This is a genomic window from Hydrogenophaga sedimenti (assembly GCF_051857515.1).
GTDB lineage: Bacteria > Pseudomonadota > Gammaproteobacteria > Burkholderiales > Burkholderiaceae_C > Hydrogenophaga.
Window position 1 is genome coordinate 332,446 of sequence record NZ_JBPZHA010000005.1, and the last position, 20,262, is coordinate 352,707.

21 protein-coding genes are annotated in these 20,262 nt (G+C 67.4%); 8 read left to right on the forward strand and 13 right to left on the reverse strand.

Going from position 1 to position 20,262, the window contains the following annotated elements; genetic code table 11:
* Positions 1 to 13: 13 nt before the first annotated feature.
* Complete coding sequence (locus ACS5NL_RS10965; protein ID WP_439353824.1) at positions 14 to 556, reverse strand: phasin family protein; 543 nt, start codon at positions 554 to 556, stop codon at positions 14 to 16.
* Between the two features lie 189 nt (positions 557 to 745).
* Here ACS5NL_RS10965 and ACS5NL_RS10970 point away from each other — a divergent pair, with 189 nt between their 5' ends.
* Both ACS5NL_RS10970 and ACS5NL_RS10975 read left to right on the forward strand, forming a co-directional pair.
* A complete protein-coding gene (locus ACS5NL_RS10970; RefSeq protein ID WP_439353825.1) occupies positions 746 to 1,792 on the forward strand; it encodes an alpha/beta hydrolase family protein in 1,047 nt (348 codons plus the stop codon).
* A gap of 12 nt (positions 1,793 to 1,804) precedes the next feature.
* Positions 1,805 to 2,227, forward strand: a complete 423-nt coding sequence (locus ACS5NL_RS10975; RefSeq protein WP_439353826.1) for an SRPBCC domain-containing protein — start codon at positions 1,805 to 1,807, stop codon at positions 2,225 to 2,227.
* Positions 2,228 to 2,317: 90 nt separating this feature from the next.
* Here the strand turns inward: ACS5NL_RS10975 and ACS5NL_RS10980 are convergent, their stop codons facing one another.
* The 7 genes from ACS5NL_RS10980 to ACS5NL_RS11010 form a co-directional block, all read right to left on the reverse strand.
* Positions 2,318 to 2,698: a DUF4189 domain-containing protein gene (locus ACS5NL_RS10980; RefSeq protein ID WP_439353827.1), complete on the reverse strand. Its 381-nt coding sequence runs from the start codon at positions 2,696 to 2,698 to the stop codon at positions 2,318 to 2,320.
* A gap of 78 nt (positions 2,699 to 2,776) precedes the next feature.
* Positions 2,777 to 4,057 (reverse strand): alanine racemase, encoded by a 1,281-nt coding sequence (locus ACS5NL_RS10985; RefSeq protein WP_439353828.1) that lies wholly within the window; start codon positions 4,055 to 4,057, stop codon positions 2,777 to 2,779.
* Between the two features lie 69 nt (positions 4,058 to 4,126).
* Positions 4,127 to 5,266 (reverse strand): MBL fold metallo-hydrolase, encoded by a 1,140-nt coding sequence (locus ACS5NL_RS10990; protein ID WP_439353829.1) that lies wholly within the window; start codon positions 5,264 to 5,266, stop codon positions 4,127 to 4,129.
* Positions 5,267 to 5,468: 202 nt separating this feature from the next.
* A complete protein-coding gene (locus ACS5NL_RS10995; protein ID WP_439353830.1) occupies positions 5,469 to 5,642 on the reverse strand; it encodes a hypothetical protein in 174 nt (57 codons plus the stop codon).
* A 5-nt stretch (positions 5,643 to 5,647) separates the two neighbouring features.
* On the reverse strand, positions 5,648 to 7,996 hold the full coding sequence (gene parC / locus ACS5NL_RS11000) for a DNA topoisomerase IV subunit A (protein ID WP_439353831.1): 2,349 nt from the start codon (positions 7,994 to 7,996) through the stop codon (positions 5,648 to 5,650).
* Positions 7,997 to 8,059: 63 nt separating this feature from the next.
* Positions 8,060 to 8,800: a lytic transglycosylase domain-containing protein gene (locus ACS5NL_RS11005; RefSeq protein ID WP_439353832.1), complete on the reverse strand. Its 741-nt coding sequence runs from the start codon at positions 8,798 to 8,800 to the stop codon at positions 8,060 to 8,062.
* Positions 8,800 to 10,767: a DNA topoisomerase IV subunit B gene (locus tag ACS5NL_RS11010; RefSeq protein WP_439353833.1), complete on the reverse strand. Its 1,968-nt coding sequence runs from the start codon at positions 10,765 to 10,767 to the stop codon at positions 8,800 to 8,802. Before ACS5NL_RS11010 ends, ACS5NL_RS11005 begins: the two co-directional genes overlap by 1 nt.
* Positions 10,768 to 10,933: 166 nt before the next feature.
* Here ACS5NL_RS11010 and ACS5NL_RS11015 point away from each other — a divergent pair, with 166 nt between their 5' ends.
* The 5 genes from ACS5NL_RS11015 (at position 10,934) to bamC (ending at position 15,006) form a co-directional block, all read left to right on the forward strand.
* Positions 10,934 to 12,178 (forward strand): MFS transporter, encoded by a 1,245-nt coding sequence (locus ACS5NL_RS11015; RefSeq protein WP_439353834.1) that lies wholly within the window; start codon positions 10,934 to 10,936, stop codon positions 12,176 to 12,178.
* Positions 12,175 to 12,303 (forward strand): hypothetical protein, encoded by a 129-nt coding sequence (locus ACS5NL_RS11020; protein ID WP_439353835.1) that lies wholly within the window; start codon positions 12,175 to 12,177, stop codon positions 12,301 to 12,303. The genes ACS5NL_RS11015 and ACS5NL_RS11020 overlap by 4 nt, the downstream gene beginning before the upstream one ends.
* Entirely contained in the window at positions 12,303 to 12,848 is a 546-nt protein-coding gene (locus tag ACS5NL_RS11025; RefSeq protein WP_439353836.1) for a class I SAM-dependent methyltransferase, read from the forward strand. The genes ACS5NL_RS11020 and ACS5NL_RS11025 overlap by 1 nt, the downstream gene beginning before the upstream one ends.
* A 106-nt stretch (positions 12,849 to 12,954) precedes the next feature.
* The gene (gene dapA / locus ACS5NL_RS11030) at positions 12,955 to 13,842 is read left to right on the forward strand and encodes a 4-hydroxy-tetrahydrodipicolinate synthase (RefSeq protein ID WP_439353837.1); all 888 of its coding nucleotides are present in this window, start codon (positions 12,955 to 12,957) and stop codon (positions 13,840 to 13,842) included.
* A 33-nt stretch (positions 13,843 to 13,875) separates the two neighbouring features.
* Positions 13,876 to 15,006 carry an NlpB/DapX family lipoprotein gene (gene bamC, locus ACS5NL_RS11035; RefSeq protein WP_439353838.1) on the forward strand — a complete coding sequence of 377 codons (1,131 nt, stop codon included), beginning with the start codon at positions 13,876 to 13,878 and terminating at the stop codon, positions 15,004 to 15,006.
* 89 nt (positions 15,007 to 15,095) lie between these two features.
* On the opposite strand, the gene ACS5NL_RS11040 is transcribed toward bamC, so the two are convergent.
* From ACS5NL_RS11040 to ACS5NL_RS11050, 3 genes are all read right to left on the reverse strand, one after another.
* Positions 15,096 to 15,470, reverse strand: a complete 375-nt coding sequence (locus ACS5NL_RS11040; RefSeq protein ID WP_439353839.1) for a hypothetical protein — start codon at positions 15,468 to 15,470, stop codon at positions 15,096 to 15,098.
* Positions 15,471 to 15,693: 223 nt separating this feature from the next.
* Positions 15,694 to 16,215: a hypothetical protein gene (locus tag ACS5NL_RS11045; RefSeq protein ID WP_439353840.1), complete on the reverse strand. Its 522-nt coding sequence runs from the start codon at positions 16,213 to 16,215 to the stop codon at positions 15,694 to 15,696.
* Positions 16,216 to 16,238: 23 nt separating this feature from the next.
* Positions 16,239 to 17,354, reverse strand: coding sequence for a JmjC domain-containing protein (locus ACS5NL_RS11050; RefSeq protein ID WP_439353867.1), 1,116 nt, complete (start codon positions 17,352 to 17,354; stop codon positions 16,239 to 16,241).
* A 47-nt stretch (positions 17,355 to 17,401) separates the two neighbouring features.
* On the opposite strand from ACS5NL_RS11050, the gene ACS5NL_RS11055 reads away from it, so the two are divergent.
* Positions 17,402 to 17,944 (forward strand): FKBP-type peptidyl-prolyl cis-trans isomerase, encoded by a 543-nt coding sequence (locus ACS5NL_RS11055; protein WP_439353841.1) that lies wholly within the window; start codon positions 17,402 to 17,404, stop codon positions 17,942 to 17,944.
* A gap of 15 nt (positions 17,945 to 17,959) precedes the next feature.
* On the opposite strand, the gene dut is transcribed toward ACS5NL_RS11055, so the two are convergent.
* Together dut and ACS5NL_RS11065 are read right to left on the reverse strand one after the other, a co-directional pair.
* Entirely contained in the window at positions 17,960 to 18,409 is a 450-nt protein-coding gene (gene dut, locus ACS5NL_RS11060) for a dUTP diphosphatase (protein WP_439353842.1), read from the reverse strand.
* Between the two features lie 21 nt (positions 18,410 to 18,430).
* Positions 18,431 to 20,260 (reverse strand): TRAP transporter large permease, encoded by a 1,830-nt coding sequence (locus tag ACS5NL_RS11065; RefSeq protein WP_439353843.1) that lies wholly within the window; start codon positions 20,258 to 20,260, stop codon positions 18,431 to 18,433.
* Between the last annotated feature and the right edge of the window lie 2 nt (positions 20,261 to 20,262).

Below are 20,262 nucleotides of genomic sequence, written 5' to 3' on the forward strand. Positions count from 1 at the left end.
TCTGCGGACCGCCTTAGACCTTGGCAGCCTTCTTGGCCAGATCGGTCGCTTGCTTGGACGCAGCGGCGAAGTTGGCCTGGGCTTGGGCGGTGGCCTTCTTGATGGCGGCCTGGGTCGACTCGACCGCCTTCTGGCCGTTGCTCAGGGCGTTCTGGAAGGCGGCGACGGCAGCTTCGGAACCGGCCGGGGCGTTCTTGACCAGCTGGTCGACGGAAGCGCCGATGGTCTTCTGGGCTTCGGCCAGGCTGGCTTCGAGTTGCTTGGTGAACTCGGCGCTGCCTTCGGTGGCGATGCTCTGCACGTGCTGGAAGTAGGCGGCGGACTTTTCAGCCAGGGGCTGGAAGAAGCCGGTCTGCACGGTCATGAATTCCTGGGGCGTCTTGGCGGACAGCACGGCCTGGGCATAGCCGAAAGACTCGCCCAGGGCGGCCTTGGAGGCAGCCATGTTCAGTTCGACCAGCTTTTCGACACCGGCGTAGGCCTTCTTGGAGGCGCCTTCGAAGGCTTCCAGGTTGGCTTTGTTGGCGGCGATGATTTGTTCGGCGGGGTTGCTCATGTCGGTTTCCTTAAATGGAGGGTTGAGGAGCCGCCCCTTGGACACAGCCCGGAACTTCCGGGTTATGTTGCAGTGCAGCATGGACGTGATTCTACGGGTAATCCCGGGGATGGCAAGTGTTTTTTGCTGCAGCGCAGCAAATTAGGGGAGCCCACCCAGACCGGAGCTGTGCCGCGCGACAATGCACCCATGAAGCGCGTCCTTCTTGCCCTCCTGTTCACCGGCCTGCAACTGCTGGCGGGTGTCGCACACGCCCAGCCGCTGAACCTCGGCTACGTGAGCGTGCAGCACCCCAGCCACGGCATGACCAGCTTCTTCTACCCGACGCTGGAAGCGGAGTCGCCGCAGCGGCGCGGGCCGTTTTCACTGAGCTGGGCGGCCGACGCGCCGCTGGCACCGGGCAACGGGCGGCTGATCGTGATCTCGCATGGCTCGGGCGGCTCGCCCTGGGTGCACACCGATCTGGCGCGCGAGCTGGTGCTGCACGGGTTCGTGGTGGTGGTGCCGACGCACATGGGCGACAACGCCGCCGACAACAAGACGCCGGGGCCGGAGAGCTGGAAGAAGCGACCGGCCGAGGTCAGCCGAGCGATCGATGTGACGCTGGCGATGCCCAAGTTCCTCGACAAGCTGGACCCGAACAAGGTGGGCGTGTTCGGCGGCTCGGCGGGCGGACACACGGCTCTCTCGATGGCCGGCGGTGTCTGGTCACCGGCGCGGTTTCGCGACCACTGCCTGGCGAACATCGAGGCCGACTTTGCGTCCTGCGTGGGTTTCACGACGCGGCTCACGGGCGGCATCCTCGACGGCGCCAGGCTCTGGCTGGCGCGGCGCACCATCAGCTCGCGCTTCGGCGACGAAACACCGCAGTCGCACGACGACCCGCGCGTGAAGGCGGTGGTGGCGATGGTGCCGTTCGCGGCCGACTTCGACCCGGCCTCGCTGGCGACACCGCGCGTGCCGCTGGGCCTGATCACCGCCGCCAGGGACGTGAACCAGGTGCCGCGCTTCCACATCGAGGCCGTCAAGGCCGCCTGCCTGCCGCGCTGCACCGACCTGATGACCCTGCCCGACGCGGGCCATGGTGCGATGCTCTCGCCCATGCCACCGCTGGAGCCGGGCAGCATCGGCGAACGCCTGCTGGCCGATCCGCCCGGGTTCGACCGGGCGGCGACCGTGCCACTGATCCACAAGAAGATCGCCGAATTCTTCGAGAAAAACCTGCTCAACCCCTGAAGGAGACAACCCTTGACCACCCCCGACATGCTCACCGTCCAGGCCACGTTGCACTGCGGCCTGGCCCGCGCCTGGAACGCCTACACCGACCCGAAGGCGATCGTGCAATGGAACTTCGCGGCGCCCGAGTGGCACTGCCCGCGGGCCGAGAACGACCTGCGCGTGGGTGGCACGCTGAAGTCGCGCATGGAGGCCCGCGACGGATCAATGGGCTTTGATTTCGAAGGCACCTACACCGAGGTGGTGCCGATGGAACGGCTGGCCTACGCGCTCGGCGACGAACGCCAGGTGCTCGCGACGTTCAAAGAGTCTGGCAGCGTCACGGAGTTGACGGTGCGCTTCACCCCGGATTCGACCTTCCCGGCGGAGTACCAGATCGGTGGCTGGCAGGCGATCCTCAACAACTACAAGGCGTTCGCGGAAAGCGCGGCCTGAGCCCGCCGATCCACCGCGGGGACGACCCGAGGCGGATCAGCCCCCGGAGGGGCAGCGACCCGCGAAGCGGTGTAGCGTGGCTACGCGGGTTTACATGCACTTGCCGGGCAGCGAGCTCGGGATCGAGCAGGAACCGCCACCCTTCGCGCCGCAATCGGCCACGGCGGCCGACTCGGCGTCGGCCTGGCTGGCACCCTTGCCCACGCCGGCCACCAGCGATGCACCACTACCGACGGCAATCGCACCGCAAGCGCCCTTGCCCGAGAACTCCAGCACCACGGCACACGCCCCACCACCGCAGCGCTCCAGCGCGGCCGAATTGGCCTGTTCCTGCGTCACGTAGTTGATCGTGATCGCGGCGGACGGACGGCTCGCATCCCAGGCCACCGAGCCGTATGGCGTGGGGTCGCTACCACCGCCACAGGCCGTCAACGCGCCAGCGGTCATCACCATGGTGCCCAGGAGTTTCATCAGTCTTGTCATGCTCGCCTCTTCGGATGGTCACAGATCCTTACAGCGTAGCACGCGCCCAACGACGGATTCCGTGAATCAGAACCAGGTCGTGACAGCGTCCACAACGGCGTAGCGATCATCCACCACCGGCAGCCAGCGCCAGCGGTCGAAGGTGGCGCAGGGGTGCGAAGTGCCGCTGGCCACGGTCTCGCCCAGCCGCGGCCACTCGGCCTGGGGCGCCGCGGCATCGAAGCGCAGGTAGGCGTGCTGGTCGTTGAGGGCGTCGATGCGCCAGTGGGCGGGCACGGCTTGCGGCGCACCGCCCTGCCCGTCCGAGCGCCACACGGGCTGCGGCAGGTCGAGGTCGTGGGCCACGTCGCGTTTGCCCATCGACAGCAGCGCCAGGCCCGGCTCGGGCTGGCTCTGCACGCAGGCCAGCACTTCCAGCGCAGGTTTGAGGGTTTCCTTCAGGTTCAGGCGCTCGCCCACGCAGCACAGGTAGCGCGTGTAGCGCTGGTGGTCGTGTGTGAGGTAACAGCCCGAGCGCAACACGCCGCGCACCGGGCGACCCAGGTCGGGCGCGAGGCGCTCGGCCACCAGGTCGAAGATCGCCGAGCCGCCGGCGGTGAGGATGATCTCGTCGTGCGCGAACCAGCCCTGCGCGATGGCCTCGCGCGCGGCCGTCTCGACACGGTCCATCAGGCCCTGCACCGTGGCGCGGTCCTTGGCGTGGTCGCAGTAGGCGGTCGTGCCCTCGTAACACTCGATGCCGGCGAGCTGCAGCACCGGGCTGGCGGCAATGCGCGCAGCGGTCTGTCGAGCCTCATCGGCCGTGCGCGTACCGGTGCGCTGGCCGGTGATGCCCAGCTCCAGCAGCACCTCGAAACGGCCGGTGAAGCCGCGGTCCGCCGCCCAGGCCTCGATGGCATCGACCTGCCCGACCGCGTCGACCAGGAACATCGAGCGCAGCGGCGGGCGCTCGGCATGCAGCGCCGCCAGCGCGTCCAGTTCGGCGCGCTGGATCACCTGGTTGGCGATCAGCAGCACCGGCACGCCGTGGCGCGCGCCGATGGCCGCCTGGAACACGGTGGCGAAGCTGATGCCCCAGGCGCCGGCGTCGAGCTGCAGTTGCCACAGCTCGGGCGACATGCTTGTCTTGCCGTGCGGCGCCAGATGCAGGCCACGCTGCGCGCAGAAGTCGCGCATCCAGTGCAGGTTGTGCCGCAGCTCGCTCTGTTTGAGCACAGCCAGCGGCAGGGCCAGGTCGCCGCGCAGCACATTCCAGTCCTGGGCCGGGATCTGCGCGCGCGCGAGCGGCGCGCCGCTGGCGGGGAAGCCTTTGAGATGGGGACCGAAGGAGGGTTCGCTGAGGTTCATGGCGGTGCGATCTTGCAGGTGGTCGGGCGCGCGGTGTGGCCGTCGCCCCGCCACGCATCATGCCCGCACTCAGTCAAGCGGCCAGGTCATGCCCTTGGGCAAGCCGGTGTCCGTGCCGGGCTCCGGCTCCGCGGTCTGGGCCGGGTGCGCGGGCGCCGCCTGCGTTTCCACGCTGCGCCACCAGGGCTTGGTTCGCTCCACGTGCGCGGGCTCCACGGCCTGACCGAGGATGGGCATGAGCAGCGGCGTGTCGTGCCGGTCGGCCTTTTCAATCAGCACCTCGGCCGGCTGGTCCCAGGCGTGCATGGCCAGGCTGAAGGTGCCCCAGTGCACCGGCAGCAGCACCCCGCCGCCGAGCAGCTGGTGCGCCTTGAGCGCGTTGTCGGGACCGAGGTGGATGTCGCCCCAGGCGGGGTGGTGGGCACCGACTTCGAGCATGACCAGATCGAAAGGCCCGAGGCGCTCGCGGATCTCGGCGTATTGGGCGGTGAGGCCGGTGTCGCCGCTGAAGAACACGCTGTGTTTGTCCGAGCGGATGACCAGCGACGACCAGAGGGTGGCGTTGCGGTCTTTCAGGCCGCGGCCCGAGAAGTGCTGCGAGGGCGCGGCGGTGATGGTGACGTCGCTGCCGGGCAGGCGGTGCTCCTCCCACCAGTCCAGTTCGGTGATCCGCTCGGCCGGCACGCCCCAGGCCTGCAGGTGCGCGCCGACACCAAGCGAAGTGACGAAGGGCACCGCCAGCCTGTTCAGCTCGCGGATGGTGGGGTAGTCGAGGTGGTCGTAGTGGTCGTGCGAGATCAGCGCCACGTCCACCGGCGGCAGCTGTTTCACGCCCACCGGCACCGGCTGGAACCGTTTGGGGCCAATCAGGGTGGACGGCGACGCACGCGGCCCCCAGACCGGGTCGGTCAGCACACGTTGGCCACCGATCTCGATCAGCACCGTGGAATGGCCCAGCCAGGTGGCACGCAGCCCGCTCTGCGGCTTGCCGCGCCAGGCGTCGCGCGGGTCCACCGAGGGCAGCGGCGCCGAGGGCACGCGGCGCTCGCCGCCCCACAGGAAATCACGCATGCCGGGGAACGGCACGCTGGTGTCGCGCAGGCCGGGCGCGATGGGGAACACATTGCGGAAGCCTTCGCCCAGCCATTGGGCCGACACCTTCATGCGCTCCAGTCGCAGGCCATCGGCCCGTTTGCCCATCGATTTCATCGGACTCCTTGTGGCGGCCTGTGCAAAGGCCGGGCCCCAGAACATGCCAGCGATGGGCCGGATTTCAAGCCAGCGCCTGCCATATCCCTGTGCGCATCGTCGTTTCTCTGCGCGCCTTGCGCTCCTCCGGAGACTCCACCGGGCTGGCTTCGCCAGACGGCAGGAGTCGCCCTTGGGAGCGTGACGCGAAGCGGCGCGGGGGTCAACCCTTGTTCTTGCGCGACTGCGCCCGCCGCACCTGGCGGCTTTGTCCGGCCAGTTCGCGCTGTGCCTGCTGCGCCGCACGGCGGGCGCGGAACCGCCTGCCGACAAAGCGCCCGACAAAGAACGTCAGCGCGCCGCTGGCCAGCAAAAGAAAGAGACTGGTGCTGTCCATGCCGGTCACTCCACGCGCGCGACGCGGTTGGGCTTGAAGCCCAGGTCGGCGGCCTTGCCCTTGCGCCCGCGCGCCGCCTTGGCGTTGTTCAGGCTGCGGATCTCCAGCGTCTCGTCGCGCTCCTTGCCACCGCGGCCGATGCCGTCGATGCGGATGCTGCGCGTGTAGGCACAGGCGCCGGCCAGCGTGTCCTTGTCTTCCAGATCGATCAGCATCAGGCCACGACCGCCCTTCTCCATCGCCTTGAGTTCGCCGATGTCGAAGGTGAGGATGCGGCCGCCGGCCGAGGCGCAGGCCACGTGCGTGGCGGGCACCAGCGGCTGGCCGCCCGAGGTGTTCGCGACATGCGACGGCGCGCAGATCGTTTCGCCCTCGCCCACACTGATGAAGGCCTTGCCAGCCTTCTGGCGCGAGACCAGGTTCTCCACCGTCGCCAGGAAACCATAGCCGCCGGTGCCCGAGAGCAGCAGCGTGGCGTTGGCCGGGCCGGCGAAGTAGTGCAGCGGTTGCGTGCCGGATTCCAGCTCGATCAGGGTCGTGATGGGCTGGCCGTCGCCCCGCGCGCCGGGCAGGCTGGCCACCGGCACGCTGTACACGCGGCCGTTGCTGCCGAAGGTGATGAGCGTGTCGACCGTGCGGCATTCAAACGTGCCGTACAGGCCATCACCGGCCTTGAAGGCGAAGCTGGCGGCCTCGTGGCCATGGCCGGTGCGTGCGCGCACCCAGCCCTTGCTGGAGATCACGACCGTGACCGGCTCGTCGACCACCTTGATCTCGGCCACGGCCTTCTTCTCGGCCTGGATCAGCGTGCGGCGCGGGTCGCCAAAGGTCTTGGCGTCCTGCTCGATCTCCTTGACCATCAGGCGCTTGAGGCTGCTGGGGTTGCCCAGGATGTCTTCGAGCTTGCCCTGCTCCTCGCGCAGTTCTTTCAGTTCCTGCTCGATCTTGATGGCTTCGAGCCTGGCCAACTGGCGCAGACGGATTTCCAGGATGTCTTCGGCCTGGCGGTCGCTGAGCCGGAAGGCTTCGATCAGCGCCGGCTTGGGCTCGTCGCTGTGGCGGATGATGCGGATCACCTCGTCGATGTTCAGCAGCACCAGCTGCCGGCCTTCGAGGATGTGGATGCGGTCGAGCACCTTGTTCAGGCGGTGCCGGGTGCGGCGCGTGATCGTGGTCTGGCGGAACTCGATCCACTCCTCGATCATCAGGCGCAGGCTCTTCTGCGTCGGCCGGCCGTCCAGCCCGATCATGGTCAGGTTGATCGGCGCCGAGGTCTCCAGGCTGGTGTGCGCCAGCAGCGCCGTGATCAGCTCGGCCTGCTCGATGCGGCTGCTCTTGGGCTCGAACACCAGGCGCACCGGCGCGTCCTTGCTCGACTCGTCGCGCACGCCGTCCAGCACCAGCAGGATGCTGGCCTTGAGCTGCGTCTGCTCCTGCGTCAGCGCCTTCTTGCCGGCCTTGACCTTGGGGTTGGTGATCTCTTCGATCTCTTCGAGCACCTTCTGGCTGCTCACGCCGGGCGGCAGCTCGGTGACCACCAGCTGCCACTGGCCGCGCGCCAGGTCTTCGATCTTCCAGCGCGCGCGCACCTTCAGGCTGCCGCGACCGGTGCGGTAGGCATCGGCGATGTCGCCGGCCGGGCTGATGATCTGGCCGCCGCCCGGATAGTCCGGGCCGGGGATCAGCGCGAGCAGTTCGTCGTCGCCCAGCTTCGGATTCTTCACCAGCGCCACGCAGGCGTCGGCCACTTCGCGCAGGTTGTGACTGGGAATCTCGGTCGCCAGACCCACGGCGATGCCCGAGGCGCCGTTGAGCAGGTTGAATGGAAGGCGCGCGGGCAGCTGCTTCGGCTCCTCGAACGAGCCGTCGTAGGTGGGAATGAAGTCCACCGTGCCCTGGTCGATCTCGTCGAGCAGCAGGCTGGTGATCTTCGCCAGCCGCGCTTCGGTGTAACGCATCGCGGCGGCGCCGTCGCCGTCGCGCGAGCCGAAGTTGCCCTGACCGTCGATCAGCGGGTAGCGCTGGCTGAAGTCCTGCGCCATGCGCACCAGCGCGTCGTAGGCCGCGCTGTCGCCGTGCGGGTGGTACTTGCCCAGCACGTCGCCCACCACGCGGGCGCTCTTGACCGGCTTGGCCGGCGTGTTGTTGTTGGGCCCGCTGAAACCCAGCCCCATGCGGTCCATGGCGAAGAGGATGCGGCGCTGCACCGGCTTCTGGCCGTCGCAGACGTCGGGCAGCGCGCGGCCCTTGACGACGGACAGCGCGTACTCGAGGTAGGCGCGCTGCGCGTAGGCGGCGAGGTTGTCGTCACCGGGTTCGGTCGGCGGTTCGAGGGTGATCAGGTCTTGGGTCATGGAAACGGAAACGAATCGGATCGCTGCAAGCGGTGCGGGAGGGGCCGGCCGGAACCGGCGCAGTCACACCCGGCCGGGAGGCCGGGGTGGCAATGTCTGGGGAAGGGTCTCGGAGCGCGCCTGGCTGACCGCGCGCGGCGGCTTGAGGCTGTAGTGCAGGTTGGTGACCTTGCGCACGTAGTCGATGGTCTCGGGATAGTTGGGCACCTGGCGGCCGGCCCTGAGCACGGCGCCTTCGCCCGCGTTGTAGGCCGCCACGGCCAGCCGGACGTCGCCCCCGAAGGTGCTGATCAGCCAGGCCAGGTATCGTGCGCCGGCCTGGATGTTGGTGCGCGGATCGGTCAGGCGCTCGCTCACGCTCTGCTTGCCCAGCGGCCGCACACCGAAGCGCTCGGCCGTGTCGGGCATCACCTGCATCAGGCCGACCGCGCCCTTGGGACTGACCGCGCCGGGATCGAAACCCGACTCGGTCGCGATCACGGCCTGCAGCAACTCGAACTCCAGGCCATGTTCGCTGGCCGCTTCGCGGATCAGGTGCCGCACCGCGCGAAAGCGCGTGGACAGCTCCAGCTGCGTCACCGTCAGTGTTGAAGCCATGGCGCGGGCGCCAGGGCCGGGCCGGGCGATCGGGCCGCCCATGCCCGAGCCGCGGTACAGCAGCTCGGAGCGCGCGTTCAGCGGCCGGTCGGAGTAGTGCGTGACGCCGTTGCGGTCGCGAAAGGCCCAGATCTCCGCGCGCGCCGGCACCGCCAGCGACGACGCCAGCAATGCCAGAGACAGAAGAACCGAAGCCTTGGGCGACATCACACGTCGATCTCCACGGAATCACCGTGGATTTCCATCAGTTCGCGGCGCGCGGCCGCTTCGCCTTTTCCCATCAGGCGCGTGATCAGCGCCTCGGTGGCGGCGAAGTCCATCGCGCCCAGCGTGACTTGCAGCAGGCGGCGGGTGTCGGGGTTGAGCGTGGTGTCCCACAGCTGCTCGGCGTTCATCTCGCCCAGGCCCTTGAAGCGGCTGATCTGGCACTTTTCGCGCGCCACGCCGTCTTTCTCGGCCTTGTCGAGGATGGCGTTGAGTTCGCCATCGTCCAGCGCGTACTGCTTGGCCGCCGGTTTCTTGCCACGGGCCGGCACGTCGACGCGGAACAGCGGCGGCCGCGCCACGTACACGTGACCCGCCTCGATCAGCTTGGGGAAGTGGCGGAAGAACAGCGTGAGCAGCAGCACCTGGATGTGCGAGCCGTCGACGTCGGCGTCCGACAGGATGCAGACCTTGCCGTAGCGCAGGCCGGACAGGTCGGGTGTGTCCAGCGGGCCGTGCGGGTCGACACCGATGGCGACCGAGATGTCGTGGATTTCGGTGTTGGCGAACAGGCGGTCGCGCTCGACTTCCCAGGTGTTGAGCACCTTGCCGCGCAGCGGCAGCACGGCCTGGCTTTCCTTGTCGCGGCCCATCTTGGCGCTGCCACCGGCCGAGTCGCCCTCGACCAGGAAGAGTTCGTTGTGCGCCAGGTCGCGGCTCTCGCAGTCGGTCAGCTTGCCGGGCAGCACGGCCACGCCCGAGCCCTTGCGCTTCTCGACCTTCTGCCCCGCCTTCTGCCGGCTCTGCGCGGCCTTGATGGCCAGCTCGGCCAGCTTCTTGCCGTAGTCCACGTGCTGGTTGAGCCAGAGTTCGAGCGCGGGGCGAACGAAGCCGCCGACCAGCCGCACCGCATCACGCGAGTTCAGGCGCTCCTTCACCTGGCCCTGGAACTGCGGGTCCAGCACCTTGGCACTCAGCACATAGCTGGCGCGGGCGAACACGTCCTCGGGCAGCAGCTTCACACCCTTGGGCAACAGCGCATGCATCTCGATGAAAGCCTTCACCGCCTGGAACAGGCCGTCGCGCAGGCCGCTGTCGTGCGTGCCGCCGGCGCTGGTGGGGATCAGGTTGACGTAGCTCTCGCGCACCGGCGCGCCGTCTTCGGTGAAGGCCACGGCCCAGGCCGCGCCTTCGCCGTCGGCGAAGCTGTCGTCCTTGGCGTCGGCGTAGCCCTCGCCTTCGAACAGCGGGATCACCGGGTCGGTGGTCAGGGTCTGCTGCAGGTAGTCGCGCAGGCCACCCTTGTATTGCCAGGTCTGCGTGTCCTTGGTCTTTTCGTTGACCAGCGTGACCTGCACGCCCGGCATCAGCACCGCCTTGCTGCGCAGCAGGTGCGTCAGCTCGCCCAGCGGCAGCACGGCCGAGTCGAAGTACTTGGCATCGGGCCAGGCGCGCACCGTCGTGCCCTGCTTGCGGTCGCCCTCGCCCTTGGGAGCGATCACCAGCGGCTCGATCACGTCGCCAGCGCCAAAGGTCAGTTTCGCCACCTGGCCGTCGCGGAAGCAGGTGACTTCCAGCCGGGTCGACAGCGCATTGGTCACGCTCACGCCCACGCCGTGCAGACCACCGGAGAAGCTGTAGGCACCGCCCTTGCCCTTGTCGAACTTGCCGCCCGCGTGCAGGCGGGTGAACACCAGCTCGACCACCGGCGCCTTTTCTTCGGGGTGCATGCCAAAGGGAATGCCACGGCCGTCGTCTTCCACGCTGACCGAACTGTCGGTGTGCAGCGTGACCTTGATCTTCTTGCCGAACCCGGCCAGCGCTTCGTCGGCCGCGTTGTCCAGCACTTCCTGGATGATGTGCAGCGGGTTGTCGGTGCGGGTGTACATGCCCGGCCGCTGCTTGACCGGCTCCAGTCCTTTGAGGACGCGGATGGAGCTTTCGGAATAGTCGTTCGATTGGGTAGCCATCGGCAAATTGTAAGACCAGCCCCGGAAAAGGCTGTATGTAAATACAGATGTCTTGCCGGACCAGTGCCGGCGATGTCCGCGCCGCATCAATCGGACGGGAAAATTTCACGGCCGCGAGACCGCCCCGCGACACCAGAGGGAATGCCGGATTCGATACAGTTCCGGGATGCCTTCAGCCACCACTTCGCCGGCCCAAGCCGTGCGCCTGTCCGCCGTCCAGGTCCTGACCTGCGGTGCCGCCATTGTCACCCTGTCGATGGGCATCCGCCACGGCTTCGGCCTCTGGCTGCAGCCGATCACGCAGGACATGGGCTGGACCCGTGCGAATTTCGCCTTCGCGCTGGCGATCCAGAACCTGGCCTGGGGTCTGTTCGGCATCTTCGCCGGCATGGCCGCCGACCGCTTCGGCGCCTTCCGCGTGCTGCTGGTCGCGGCGGCGGTGTATGCGCTGGGTCTGGCGGGCATGGCGCTGTCGCCCACCCCACTGCTGTTCACCCTCACGGCCGGCCTGCTGATCGGCATGGCGCAGGCCGGTTGCACCTACGCCATCGTCTACGGCGTCATCGGCCGCCAGATTCCGGCCGAGCGCCGTTCCTGGGCCATGGGCGTGGCCGCGGCGGCCGGCTCCTTCGGCCAGTTCCTGATGGTGCCGGTCGAAGGCTGGCTGATTGGCGGCTTCGGCTGGCAACAGGCGCTGCTGATCCTGGCCGCGGCGGCGTTGCTGATCATGCCGCTGGCCCTGTTCCTGCGTGAACCAGGCTTCGCCGGTGGCGCCGTGCCACACCGCGAGCAGACCATTGGCCAGGCGCTGCGAGAGGCCTTCGGCTACCGCAGTTTCCAGCTGCTGATGGCCGGCTACTTCGTCTGCGGCTTCCAGGTCGTGTTCATCGGGGTGCACATGCCCAGCTACCTCAAGGACCACGGGCTGTCGCCCCAGGTCGCGAGCTACGCGCTGGCCATCATCGGCCTGTTCAACGTGTTCGGCACCTATGCGGCCGGGTCACTGGGCCAGCGGCTGGCCAAGCGCCACATCCTGGCCTTCATCTATTTCGCCCGCTCCATTGCCATCGTCGTTTTCCTGTGGGCGCCGCTGACGCCGACCAGCGTCTACGTGTTCTCGGCGGTGATGGGCGTGCTGTGGCTCTCAACGGTGCCGCCCACCAACGCGGTGCTGGCGCAGATCTTCGGCGTGGCCCACATGTCCATGCTGGGCGGCTTCGTGTTCTTCAGCCACCAGATCGGCAGCTTCCTCGGCGTCTGGCTGGGGGGCTACCTCTACGACACCACCGGCAGCTACGACATCGTCTGGTACATCTCGATCGCGCTGGGCGTGTTCGCGGGGCTGGTCAACCTGCCGGTGCGCGAGTCGGCCATCGCGCGTGGTCCGCAGCGCGTGGGAGCCGCCGCGTGAGACCGGCCGCCTCCCGTGCGCTGATCTGGGCCGGCGTGCTGCTGGCCCTGGCAGCCACCATGTCGCTCTACACCCGTCCGGACTTCCTGGTGAACCTGGCCGACCAGCTCTGGAGCTGTTTCTGATGCACGGCACCGAGGCGCCTTCGCCCTGGGTGTGCCGCTGGTCACACCTGGTGCCCGAAGGCGCCAGCGTGCTGGACGTGGCCTGCGGACATGGCCGGCACATGAGATGGTTTGCGGAGCGGGGTCATCCGGTGACCGGGGTGGACCGTTCGCCCGAAGCCGTCGCCACCGTGGCTGGCCTGGGCCGGGCGGTGCAGGCCGACATTGAGAACGGCCCCTGGCCTTTCGCCGGCGAGCGCTTTGGCGCCGTGGTGGTGACCAACTACCTCTGGCGCGCCCTGCTGCCGGTCATTGTGGACAGCGTGGCCGAAGGCGGCGTGCTGATCTACGAGACGTTTGCAACCGGTAACGAATCCGTGGGCAAGCCCTCTCGCCCCGACTTCCTGCTGCGGCCGGGTGAGCTGCTGCGGGCCAGCACCGGGCTGCACGTGGTCGCCTACGAAGACGGCTTCTGCGACCACCCGGAGCGCTTCGTGCAACGCATCGCCGCGGTACGAAAACGTCCTGACGCCCCTGCCCTGCCCCTACGCCATCGGCTGGTCTGACACCAGAGTGCGCTGGGTAGAATGCGTGATTCGCGCGCGCTGCCGCCGGATCTTTTCTTTTCCTTCCGGCGCCTGGCACGGGCGCCACTGATTCGAGCCCGAGACCATGAAGACCATCACTGGCAGCATCGTTGCCCTCGTCACGCCCTTCCATCCCGACGGCAGCGTCGACTACCCCACCCTGCGCAAGCTGATCGACTGGCACATCGCCGAAGGCACCGACTGCATCGGCGTCGTGGGCACCACGGGCGAATCGCCCACCGTCAGCGTCGAAGAGCACTGCGAAATCATCCGCGTCTCCGTGGAGCAGGCAGCCAAGCGTGTCCCCATCATGGCCGGCTGCGGCGCCAACTCCACCGCCGAAGCCATCGAACTGGCGAAGTTCGCCCGCCAGGTCGGCGCCGACTGCCAGCTGCAGGTCGTGCCCTACTACAACAAGCCGTCGCAGGAAGGCCAGTACCAGCACTTCAAGGCGATCGCCGAAGCCACCGGCGACCTGCCCATCATTCTGTACAACGTGCCCGGCCGCACCGTGGCCGACATGGCGGTCGACACCGCGCTGCGTCTGGCGACCGTGCCCGGCATCGTCGGCATCAAGGAAGCCACCGGCAACATCGAACGCGCGCAGTGGCTGATCCGCGAAGCCCCGCAAGGTTTTGCCATCTACTCGGGCGACGACCCGACCGCGGTGGCCCTGATGCTCTGCGGCGGCCATGGCAACGTGAGCGTGACGGCCAACGTCGCGCCGCGCCTGATGCACGAACTGTGCGTGGCCGCGATCGCCGGCGACGCCCGCAAGGCCATGGACATCCAGCGCCGCCTGATGCCGGTGCACAAGAACCTGTTCGTTGAAGCCAACCCGATCCCACTGAAGTGGGCGATGCAGCGCATGGACCTGTGTGGTGGCACCATGCGGCTGCCGCTGACCCCGATGAGCACCCACCTCGAACCCCTGGTCGAGGCCGCCCTCAAAGACAGCGGCCTGATCCACTGATTCCCGGCCCCATCCACCGACCTGAGCCTGCTCATGCAAATTTCTGTCCGCAACCAGTCTTCGCGCACCGACCGCCGTCTCAGGTCCTACCGCTTCGGCGCGGTGGCCCTGGCAGCCCTCCTGGCTTCCGGCTGCTCGGTCCTGCAGGAAGACAAGATCGACTACCGCAGCGCCCGCCAGAGCAACGCACTGGAAGTTCCGCCCGACCTGACGCAGCTCAGCCGCGACTCGCGTTACCAGGTGCCCGGCTCCACGGTGACGGCCAGCGGTTACCAGACGGCGCAACCGGCCTCCGGCGCCAGCGACACCGCGGCCGTCAAGATCGGTGACGTGCGCATCGAACGCGCAGGCAACCTGCGCTGGCTCGTGGTCGACCGCCCCGCCGACAAAGTGTGGGGCCCCGTCAAGGACTTCTGGAACGAAAGCGGTTTCAACCTGACCATCGACCAGGAAACCATCGGCGTGATGGAAACCGACTGGGCCGAGAACCGCGCCAAGCTGCCGCAGGATGTCATCCGACAGACACTGGGCAAGGTGCTCGATAGCCTGTACTCGACCGGCGAGAAAGACAAATTCCGCACCCGCCTGGAGCGCAATGCGGCCGGCGGCACCGAGATCTACATCAGCCACCGCGGCATGGTCGAGGTCTACACCGACGCCCGCAAGGAGCAGACCGTGTGGCAGCCGCGCGCGGCCGACATGGAACTCGAATCCGAATTCCTGCGCCGCATGATGCTCAAGCTGGGCGCAACGGAAGCGCAGGCCAAGGCGGTGGTCGCCACCGCCCCCTCGCAGGTCGCGGCCAAGGTGGTCACGGTGAACAACCTGCCCGCCGTCCAGCTGGAGGACGATTTCGATCGCGGCTGGCGCCGCGTCGGCCTGTCGCTGGACCGCACCGGCTTCACCGTCGAGGACCGCGACCGCAGCCAGGGCATCTACTTCGTGCGCTTCGTGGCCGCGACCTCCGCCGACGCCCCCAAACAGGGCTTCTTCAGCAAGCTGTTTGGCAGCAGCGAAACCCCGGTCAAACCGGCCCAGTACCGCATCGCGGTACGCACCACCGGCCAGACCACCACGGTGTCCGTGCTCAACGCCCAGGGACAACCCGATGGTTCCGCCGATGCCCAGCGCATCGTGCAGCTGCTGGCCAACGACCTGAAGTAAACGGAAAGAAACACGCCCATGAAAAAAGCCGCCCGAGGGCGGCTTTTTCGTGTCTCGAAGAGACCGGGCCGAAGCCCGGAATCCGGAGATTACTGAGCGGGCTTGGCAGCGGCCTTGGCAGCGTCAGCAGCCTTGGCAGCGGCGTCCTTGGCAGCGTCGGTAGCGGCAGCAGCGCCGGCCTTGGCAGCGTCAGCAGCGGCGCCAGCGGCGTCCTTGGCAGCGTCGGCAGCAGCACCAGCGGCAGCGGCACCAGCGGCACCAGCGGCAGCGCCAGCAGCGGTGGCGGCATCCTTGGCGGCGTCGGCAGCAGCACCGGCGGCGGCGCCAGCAGCAGCGCCAGCGTCCTTGGCGGCTTCAACGGCGGGGGCAGCAGCAGCGGGAGCAGCAGGAGCTTCTTCCTTCTTGCCGCAAGCGGTCAGGGCGATGGCGGCGAGCAGGCTGGCCAGCAGAACGGTCTTTTTCATGGTAGTTCCTCAGGATTGGATGGACAAAAAACTGAACTTGAATCAACCATAAAAAAACCCGAATCTGAATTCGGGCTTGGTCGACCCCGCCGCGCGGGCATTGAACACACCCTGCGGTCTAGCCCAAGATCATAACCGGGAAAGCCATATCCGTATTTACCCTCGTCCACTTTTTCATTTGTTGACAGAAAGCGTTACAAAAAGCCAACAGTCACCCGCAGGGTTACAGGCCGAGGGTCGTCGCAGGGAAAGAAGGGCTGCCCTGTTGCCAGCAGGCCTGCAGTCTCTCCTGCAGGTCGGCGCGACGGTCGGGCGTGCGCCCGGCCACCAGCACACAGTGCTCGATGTCCAGGCGCTCCATCACCCAGTCGGGTGTCCAGATCGCACTGGGAATCTCGCCGCCCGACATCGGACGGCAGGCGTGGGCCTCGACGATATGGGCCCAGGTCGTGCGCCATTGCACCAGCCGCGGATGCAGCTCCCGCAACCGGCCGAAGTCGCGCGCGAGGAACTGGATGCGACGACCCCGCCCTGCCCAGGCATTGAGCGCCTCGATCACCGAGCGCTCTCCCAGCGGCCAGTCGGCGAAATCCGGGTCGCTGAGCACCAGATGGTTCCAGCGCTCCCGGGCGGCGCAGGCCAAGGCCTGACGCACCAGGTCAATGAAGGCGTGTCGACCCTGCAGACGGCCTTCCGGAAGTCCTGCCGGTTCCTGGTCCGGCGCAACCGTGTGCGTGCTCTCCATCGAGACCTCCTGTGAAGGCGTGTTCAAGGCAGCAGCTGCAGCCAGCCCGCGTCGAACCAATCGCGCAGCAGTTGCTGTGCCCCCTCGCTCGCTCGGGCTACCCGGGCGGCGGAGAGTCCGCGCTGGTCGGCCAGTTCGCGCATCAGCCTGGCGTCCGATCCGCCAGCACGGAAGCTTTCGCCATTGATGAAGACGTGCTCCCGGTCATACATCATGCGTGTGCGGCGGTCCAGCCTGACACCGGCCGGATGCCATTCGGCGACCGGTTCGTCGAACCACACGCGCGGCTTGGGTTCGGTCATGACCTCGCCCAGCGCACAGGCCAGTGAGCGGCGGTCGGACAGCATGCGCTGCAATGCGTCCGCGGCGAAGTCCTGCAGTCCTGCGGGGATCTCGGCCGCGTGGGCCGTGGCGTCCTGCCCGGGGTCGCGGTAAAGCGTGCTGTCCTCGAATTCGTCGGCCATGCGCAGGGCCAGTTCACCGGCCAGACCACCGCGCTGCGGCACCCGGAAACCGGCGGAATAGGTCATGCAGTCGTCGCCCACGGCGATGCCATCGTGGGCCCAGCGCGGTGGCAGATAGAGAATGTCGCCGGGATTGAGCAGGTACTCCTCCTCGGGCTGGAAATGGCTGAGGATCTTCAGCGGCACGCCCTGCTCCAGCGACAGGTCTTTCTGCCGCCCGATGCGCCACAGGCGCTGTCCGCTGGCCTGCAGCAGGAACACGTCGTAGCTGTCGAAATGCGGCCCCACGCCACCGCCATCGCTGGCCCAGGAAATCATCAGGTCGTCGACCCGCGCGTCGGGCACGAAGCGGAAGCGCTGCAGCAGTTCGTGGGCCGGGTCCAGATGCAGGTCCACCCCTTGCACCAGCAGGCTCCAGCGCGGCTGGCGAAACGGCGGAAACGCACTCTTGCCAAACGGGCCGTGGCGCAGCTTCCAGCCGCTCTCGCGGTGCACGATCAGCCGAGACTCGACGGCCTCGTTGCCGGCCATGGCAAACAGCTGCGTGCGGCTGAGCAAGGGCTGGAAACCGGGGAACGCATTGCGGATGAGCAGCGGTTTCTTCTGCCAGTAGCGGCGCATGAACTGGGCAGGAGTGAGACCGCCGAGCATTTGTGCCGGCTGGTCCACGGGCAGTGCGCCCTGGCTGGATACGGTGTGTGGTGTCATGGGACAATTGTCGGATGAAAATCACCGATCAATGCGTCGTCGGACTGACCTGGACGCTCAAGGACACGCTGGGCGAAGAACTGGATGTGCTGGACGAGCCGGTCGAGTTCCTGGTGGGCGGAACCGACCTGCTTGCCAGCCTGGAAAAGGCCCTGCAAGGGCACGTCGCCGGCGACTCGCTGGAATTCCAGCTGGAGCCGCAGGACGCCTTCGGCGACTACGACGACCGGCTGCTGTTCCTGGAGCCGCGGCATCTGTTTCCCGAGGATCTGGAAGAAGGCATGGGCTTCGAGGGCCTGCCCGAAGGCAGCAACCCGACGGCGCCACGCGACCGCCTCTACTTCGTCAGCGACATCTACCCTGACCATGTGGTCATGGACGGCAACCACCCGCTGGCCGGCATCGCGCTGCGCGTCCGGCTGAAGGTGCACTCGGTGCGCGAAGCCACGGTCAGCGAAGTTGGCCAGGGCTCACTGGGCACGGGCTTCTTCCGTATGCAGGTCGACGAGCCGGACGCCGATGCGGCATCACCGGCGGCCCCCCGCACTCTGCACTGACCACGTCCGGCCGGATCAGCCCCGGCCAGTGGACCCGTATCCGCCGGCACCGCGCTCGCTGGACTGCGAGAACTCGCTGACCACGTTGAAGCGCGCCTGCACCACCGGCACGATCACCATCTGCGCGATGCGTTCCATCGGTTCGATGGTGAACGCCACGTCGCTGCGGTTCCAGGCACTGACCATCAGCTGGCCCTGGTAGTCGCTGTCGATCAGCCCCACCAGATTGCCCAGCACAATGCCGTGCTTGTGGCCCAGGCCCGAGCGCGGCAGGATCACGGCCGCGTAGCCCGGATCGGACAGGTGGATCGCCAGGCCGGTCGGCACCAGCTGCCAGGCGTTGGGCGCCAGGGTCAGTGGCGCGTCCAGGCAGGCGCGCAGGTCCAGGCCTGCGCTGCCCGCTGTTGCGTAGGTAGGAAGCTGGTCCGCCATCCGCGGATCCAGCACCTTGACATCGATCTGCATGGTGCTCCCTGGTGAAAGGGCTTATTGCCCCTTCTGGTCCTTCTTCAGCTCGTCGGCCAGTGCCTTGCCCGGGTCCTCCTCCTGAGCTGCAGGAGCCGCGGCTTCCGGCGCCTTGACCTCACCCGATAGCGGCGCCGCGGGCGCAGCGTCCGGCTTGGCGGGCTCCTCCTGAAGATCCTGCATCTTGTCGAGCATGTCGTTCACGGTGGACTCGTCCATCTTGGTGGTCGCCTCGATGTTGCCGGTCACCAGGCTGGGATAGAGCACAACGGCGACCACCATGATCAGCTGCAGGACGATGAAGGCGATCGATCCCTTGTAGATCTGCGCCGTCGTCACCGCCGGAATGCGCTGTTTGGTGATCTGGTCGGTGTAGTCGCTGCGCGCAGCCACCGAGCGCAGATAGAACAGCGCGAAGCCGAATGGCGGGGTCAGGAACGATGTCTGCAGGTTCATCGCGAGGATGATGCCGAACCAGACCAGCGCCATTTCCGGCGGCGCACCCTCCGGCAGCAACGACGGCAGCAGCTTGGCCGCCACCGGAGCCAGCATCGGCACCACGATGAAGGCGATCTCGAAGAAGTCGATGAACATGCCCAGCACGAACACCAGCAGGTTCACGATGATCAGGAAGCCCATGGCACCACCGGGCAACTTGGTGAACAGGTGTTCGACCCAGATGTGGCCATCGGCCGCATTGAAGGTGAAGCTGAACGCCGTCGAACCAATCAGAATGAACAGCACGAAGACCGCCAGCTTGGTCGTGTTCTCCAGCGCCTGCTTCATCAGCTCGATGCTCAGGCGGCTGCGCGAACCGGCCATGATCAGCGCGCCCAGCGCACCCATGGCACCACCTTCGGTCGGTGTTGCCACGCCCAGGAAGATCGTGCCCAGCACCAGGAAGATCAGCACCAGGGGCGGAATCAGCACGAAGGTCACGCGCTCGCCCAGGCGGGAGAGCAGACCCATGCGGGTGGCGCGGTTGATCAGCGCAAGGCCCAGGGCCAGCAGCGAACCGACTGTGATCGACAGGATGACGACCTCATCGCCGGGCGCCTTGCCGTCGCGGTGGACCAGCGGATTGATGATCGAGTTGTGCACCTGCGACCAGCCGTAGCTGGCGACGCCGCAGATCAGCAGCAGGACCAGCAGCGAGCGGTGACCGCTGGTGCCGTCGGGTTCGTTGTAGATGCGGGCCTCGACGGGCAGCGCAGGCACCCAGTCGGGCTTGAGGATGGCCACTGCCGCGATGAACAGCAGGTACAGACCCACCAGCATCAGGCCGGGCACGAGACCGCCGGCATACATGTCACCGACAGAACGGCCCAGCTGGTCGGCCAGCACGATCAGCACCAGAGACGGCGGGATGGCTTGCGCCAGCGTGCCGGACGCGGTGATGGTGCCGGTCGCGATGGTGCGGTTGTAGCCATAGCGCAGCATGATGGGCAGCGAGATCAGGCCCATGGAAATCACCGCCGCCGCCACCACGCCCGTGGTCGCTGCCAGCAGCGCACCCACCAGAATCACGGCGACCGCCAGACCGCCTCGCACGGGACCAAACACCTGGGCCACGGTTTCCAGCAGATCCTCCGCCATTCGACTTCGCTCCAGGATGATGCCCATGAAGGTGAAGAACGGGATGGCCAGCAGCGTGTCGTTCTGCATGATGCCCATGACACGCAGCGGGAGCGCCTGGAACAGGTTGGACGGGAAGAGTCCGACCTCCATGCCGACAAAGCCGAAAAACAGGCCGGTCGCGGCGAGTGCGAATGCCACCGGGAACCCCGACAGCAGGAACACCAGCAGGCCGCCAAACATCAGCGGCACGAAATTTTGTGCAATGAATTCCATGA

What these genes read in the sequence shown, in the direction of transcription:
- ACS5NL_RS11025 (WP_439353836.1), top strand. Translation starts at nt 12,303, where the DNA reads ATGCACGGCACCGAGGCGCCTTCGCCCTGGGTGTGCCGCTGGTCACAC.
- ACS5NL_RS11010 (WP_439353833.1), bottom strand. Translation starts at nt 10,767, where the DNA reads ATGGCTACCCAATCGAACGACTATTCCGAAAGCTCCATCCGCGTCCTC.
- ACS5NL_RS10965 (WP_439353824.1), bottom strand. Translation starts at nt 556, where the DNA reads ATGAGCAACCCCGCCGAACAAATCATCGCCGCCAACAAAGCCAACCTG.
- bamC (WP_439353838.1), top strand. Translation starts at nt 13,876, where the DNA reads ATGCAAATTTCTGTCCGCAACCAGTCTTCGCGCACCGACCGCCGTCTC.
- ACS5NL_RS10995 (WP_439353830.1), bottom strand. Translation starts at nt 5,642, where the DNA reads ATGGACAGCACCAGTCTCTTTCTTTTGCTGGCCAGCGGCGCGCTGACG.
- ACS5NL_RS11005 (WP_439353832.1), bottom strand. Translation starts at nt 8,800, where the DNA reads ATGTCGCCCAAGGCTTCGGTTCTTCTGTCTCTGGCATTGCTGGCGTCG.
- ACS5NL_RS11055 (WP_439353841.1), top strand. Translation starts at nt 17,402, where the DNA reads ATGAAAATCACCGATCAATGCGTCGTCGGACTGACCTGGACGCTCAAG.
- ACS5NL_RS11065 (WP_439353843.1), bottom strand. Translation starts at nt 20,260, where the DNA reads ATGGAATTCATTGCACAAAATTTCGTGCCGCTGATGTTTGGCGGCCTG.
- parC (WP_439353831.1), bottom strand. Translation starts at nt 7,996, where the DNA reads ATGACCCAAGACCTGATCACCCTCGAACCGCCGACCGAACCCGGTGAC.
- dut (WP_439353842.1), bottom strand. Translation starts at nt 18,409, where the DNA reads ATGCAGATCGATGTCAAGGTGCTGGATCCGCGGATGGCGGACCAGCTT.
- ACS5NL_RS11040 (WP_439353839.1), bottom strand. Translation starts at nt 15,470, where the DNA reads ATGAAAAAGACCGTTCTGCTGGCCAGCCTGCTCGCCGCCATCGCCCTG.
- ACS5NL_RS10990 (WP_439353829.1), bottom strand. Translation starts at nt 5,266, where the DNA reads ATGAAATCGATGGGCAAACGGGCCGATGGCCTGCGACTGGAGCGCATG.
- ACS5NL_RS10985 (WP_439353828.1), bottom strand. Translation starts at nt 4,057, where the DNA reads ATGAACCTCAGCGAACCCTCCTTCGGTCCCCATCTCAAAGGCTTCCCC.
- dapA (WP_439353837.1), top strand. Translation starts at nt 12,955, where the DNA reads ATGAAGACCATCACTGGCAGCATCGTTGCCCTCGTCACGCCCTTCCAT.
- ACS5NL_RS10980 (WP_439353827.1), bottom strand. Translation starts at nt 2,698, where the DNA reads ATGAAACTCCTGGGCACCATGGTGATGACCGCTGGCGCGTTGACGGCC.
- ACS5NL_RS10970 (WP_439353825.1), top strand. Translation starts at nt 746, where the DNA reads ATGAAGCGCGTCCTTCTTGCCCTCCTGTTCACCGGCCTGCAACTGCTG.
- ACS5NL_RS11045 (WP_439353840.1), bottom strand. Translation starts at nt 16,215, where the DNA reads ATGGAGAGCACGCACACGGTTGCGCCGGACCAGGAACCGGCAGGACTT.
- ACS5NL_RS11015 (WP_439353834.1), top strand. Translation starts at nt 10,934, where the DNA reads ATGCCTTCAGCCACCACTTCGCCGGCCCAAGCCGTGCGCCTGTCCGCC.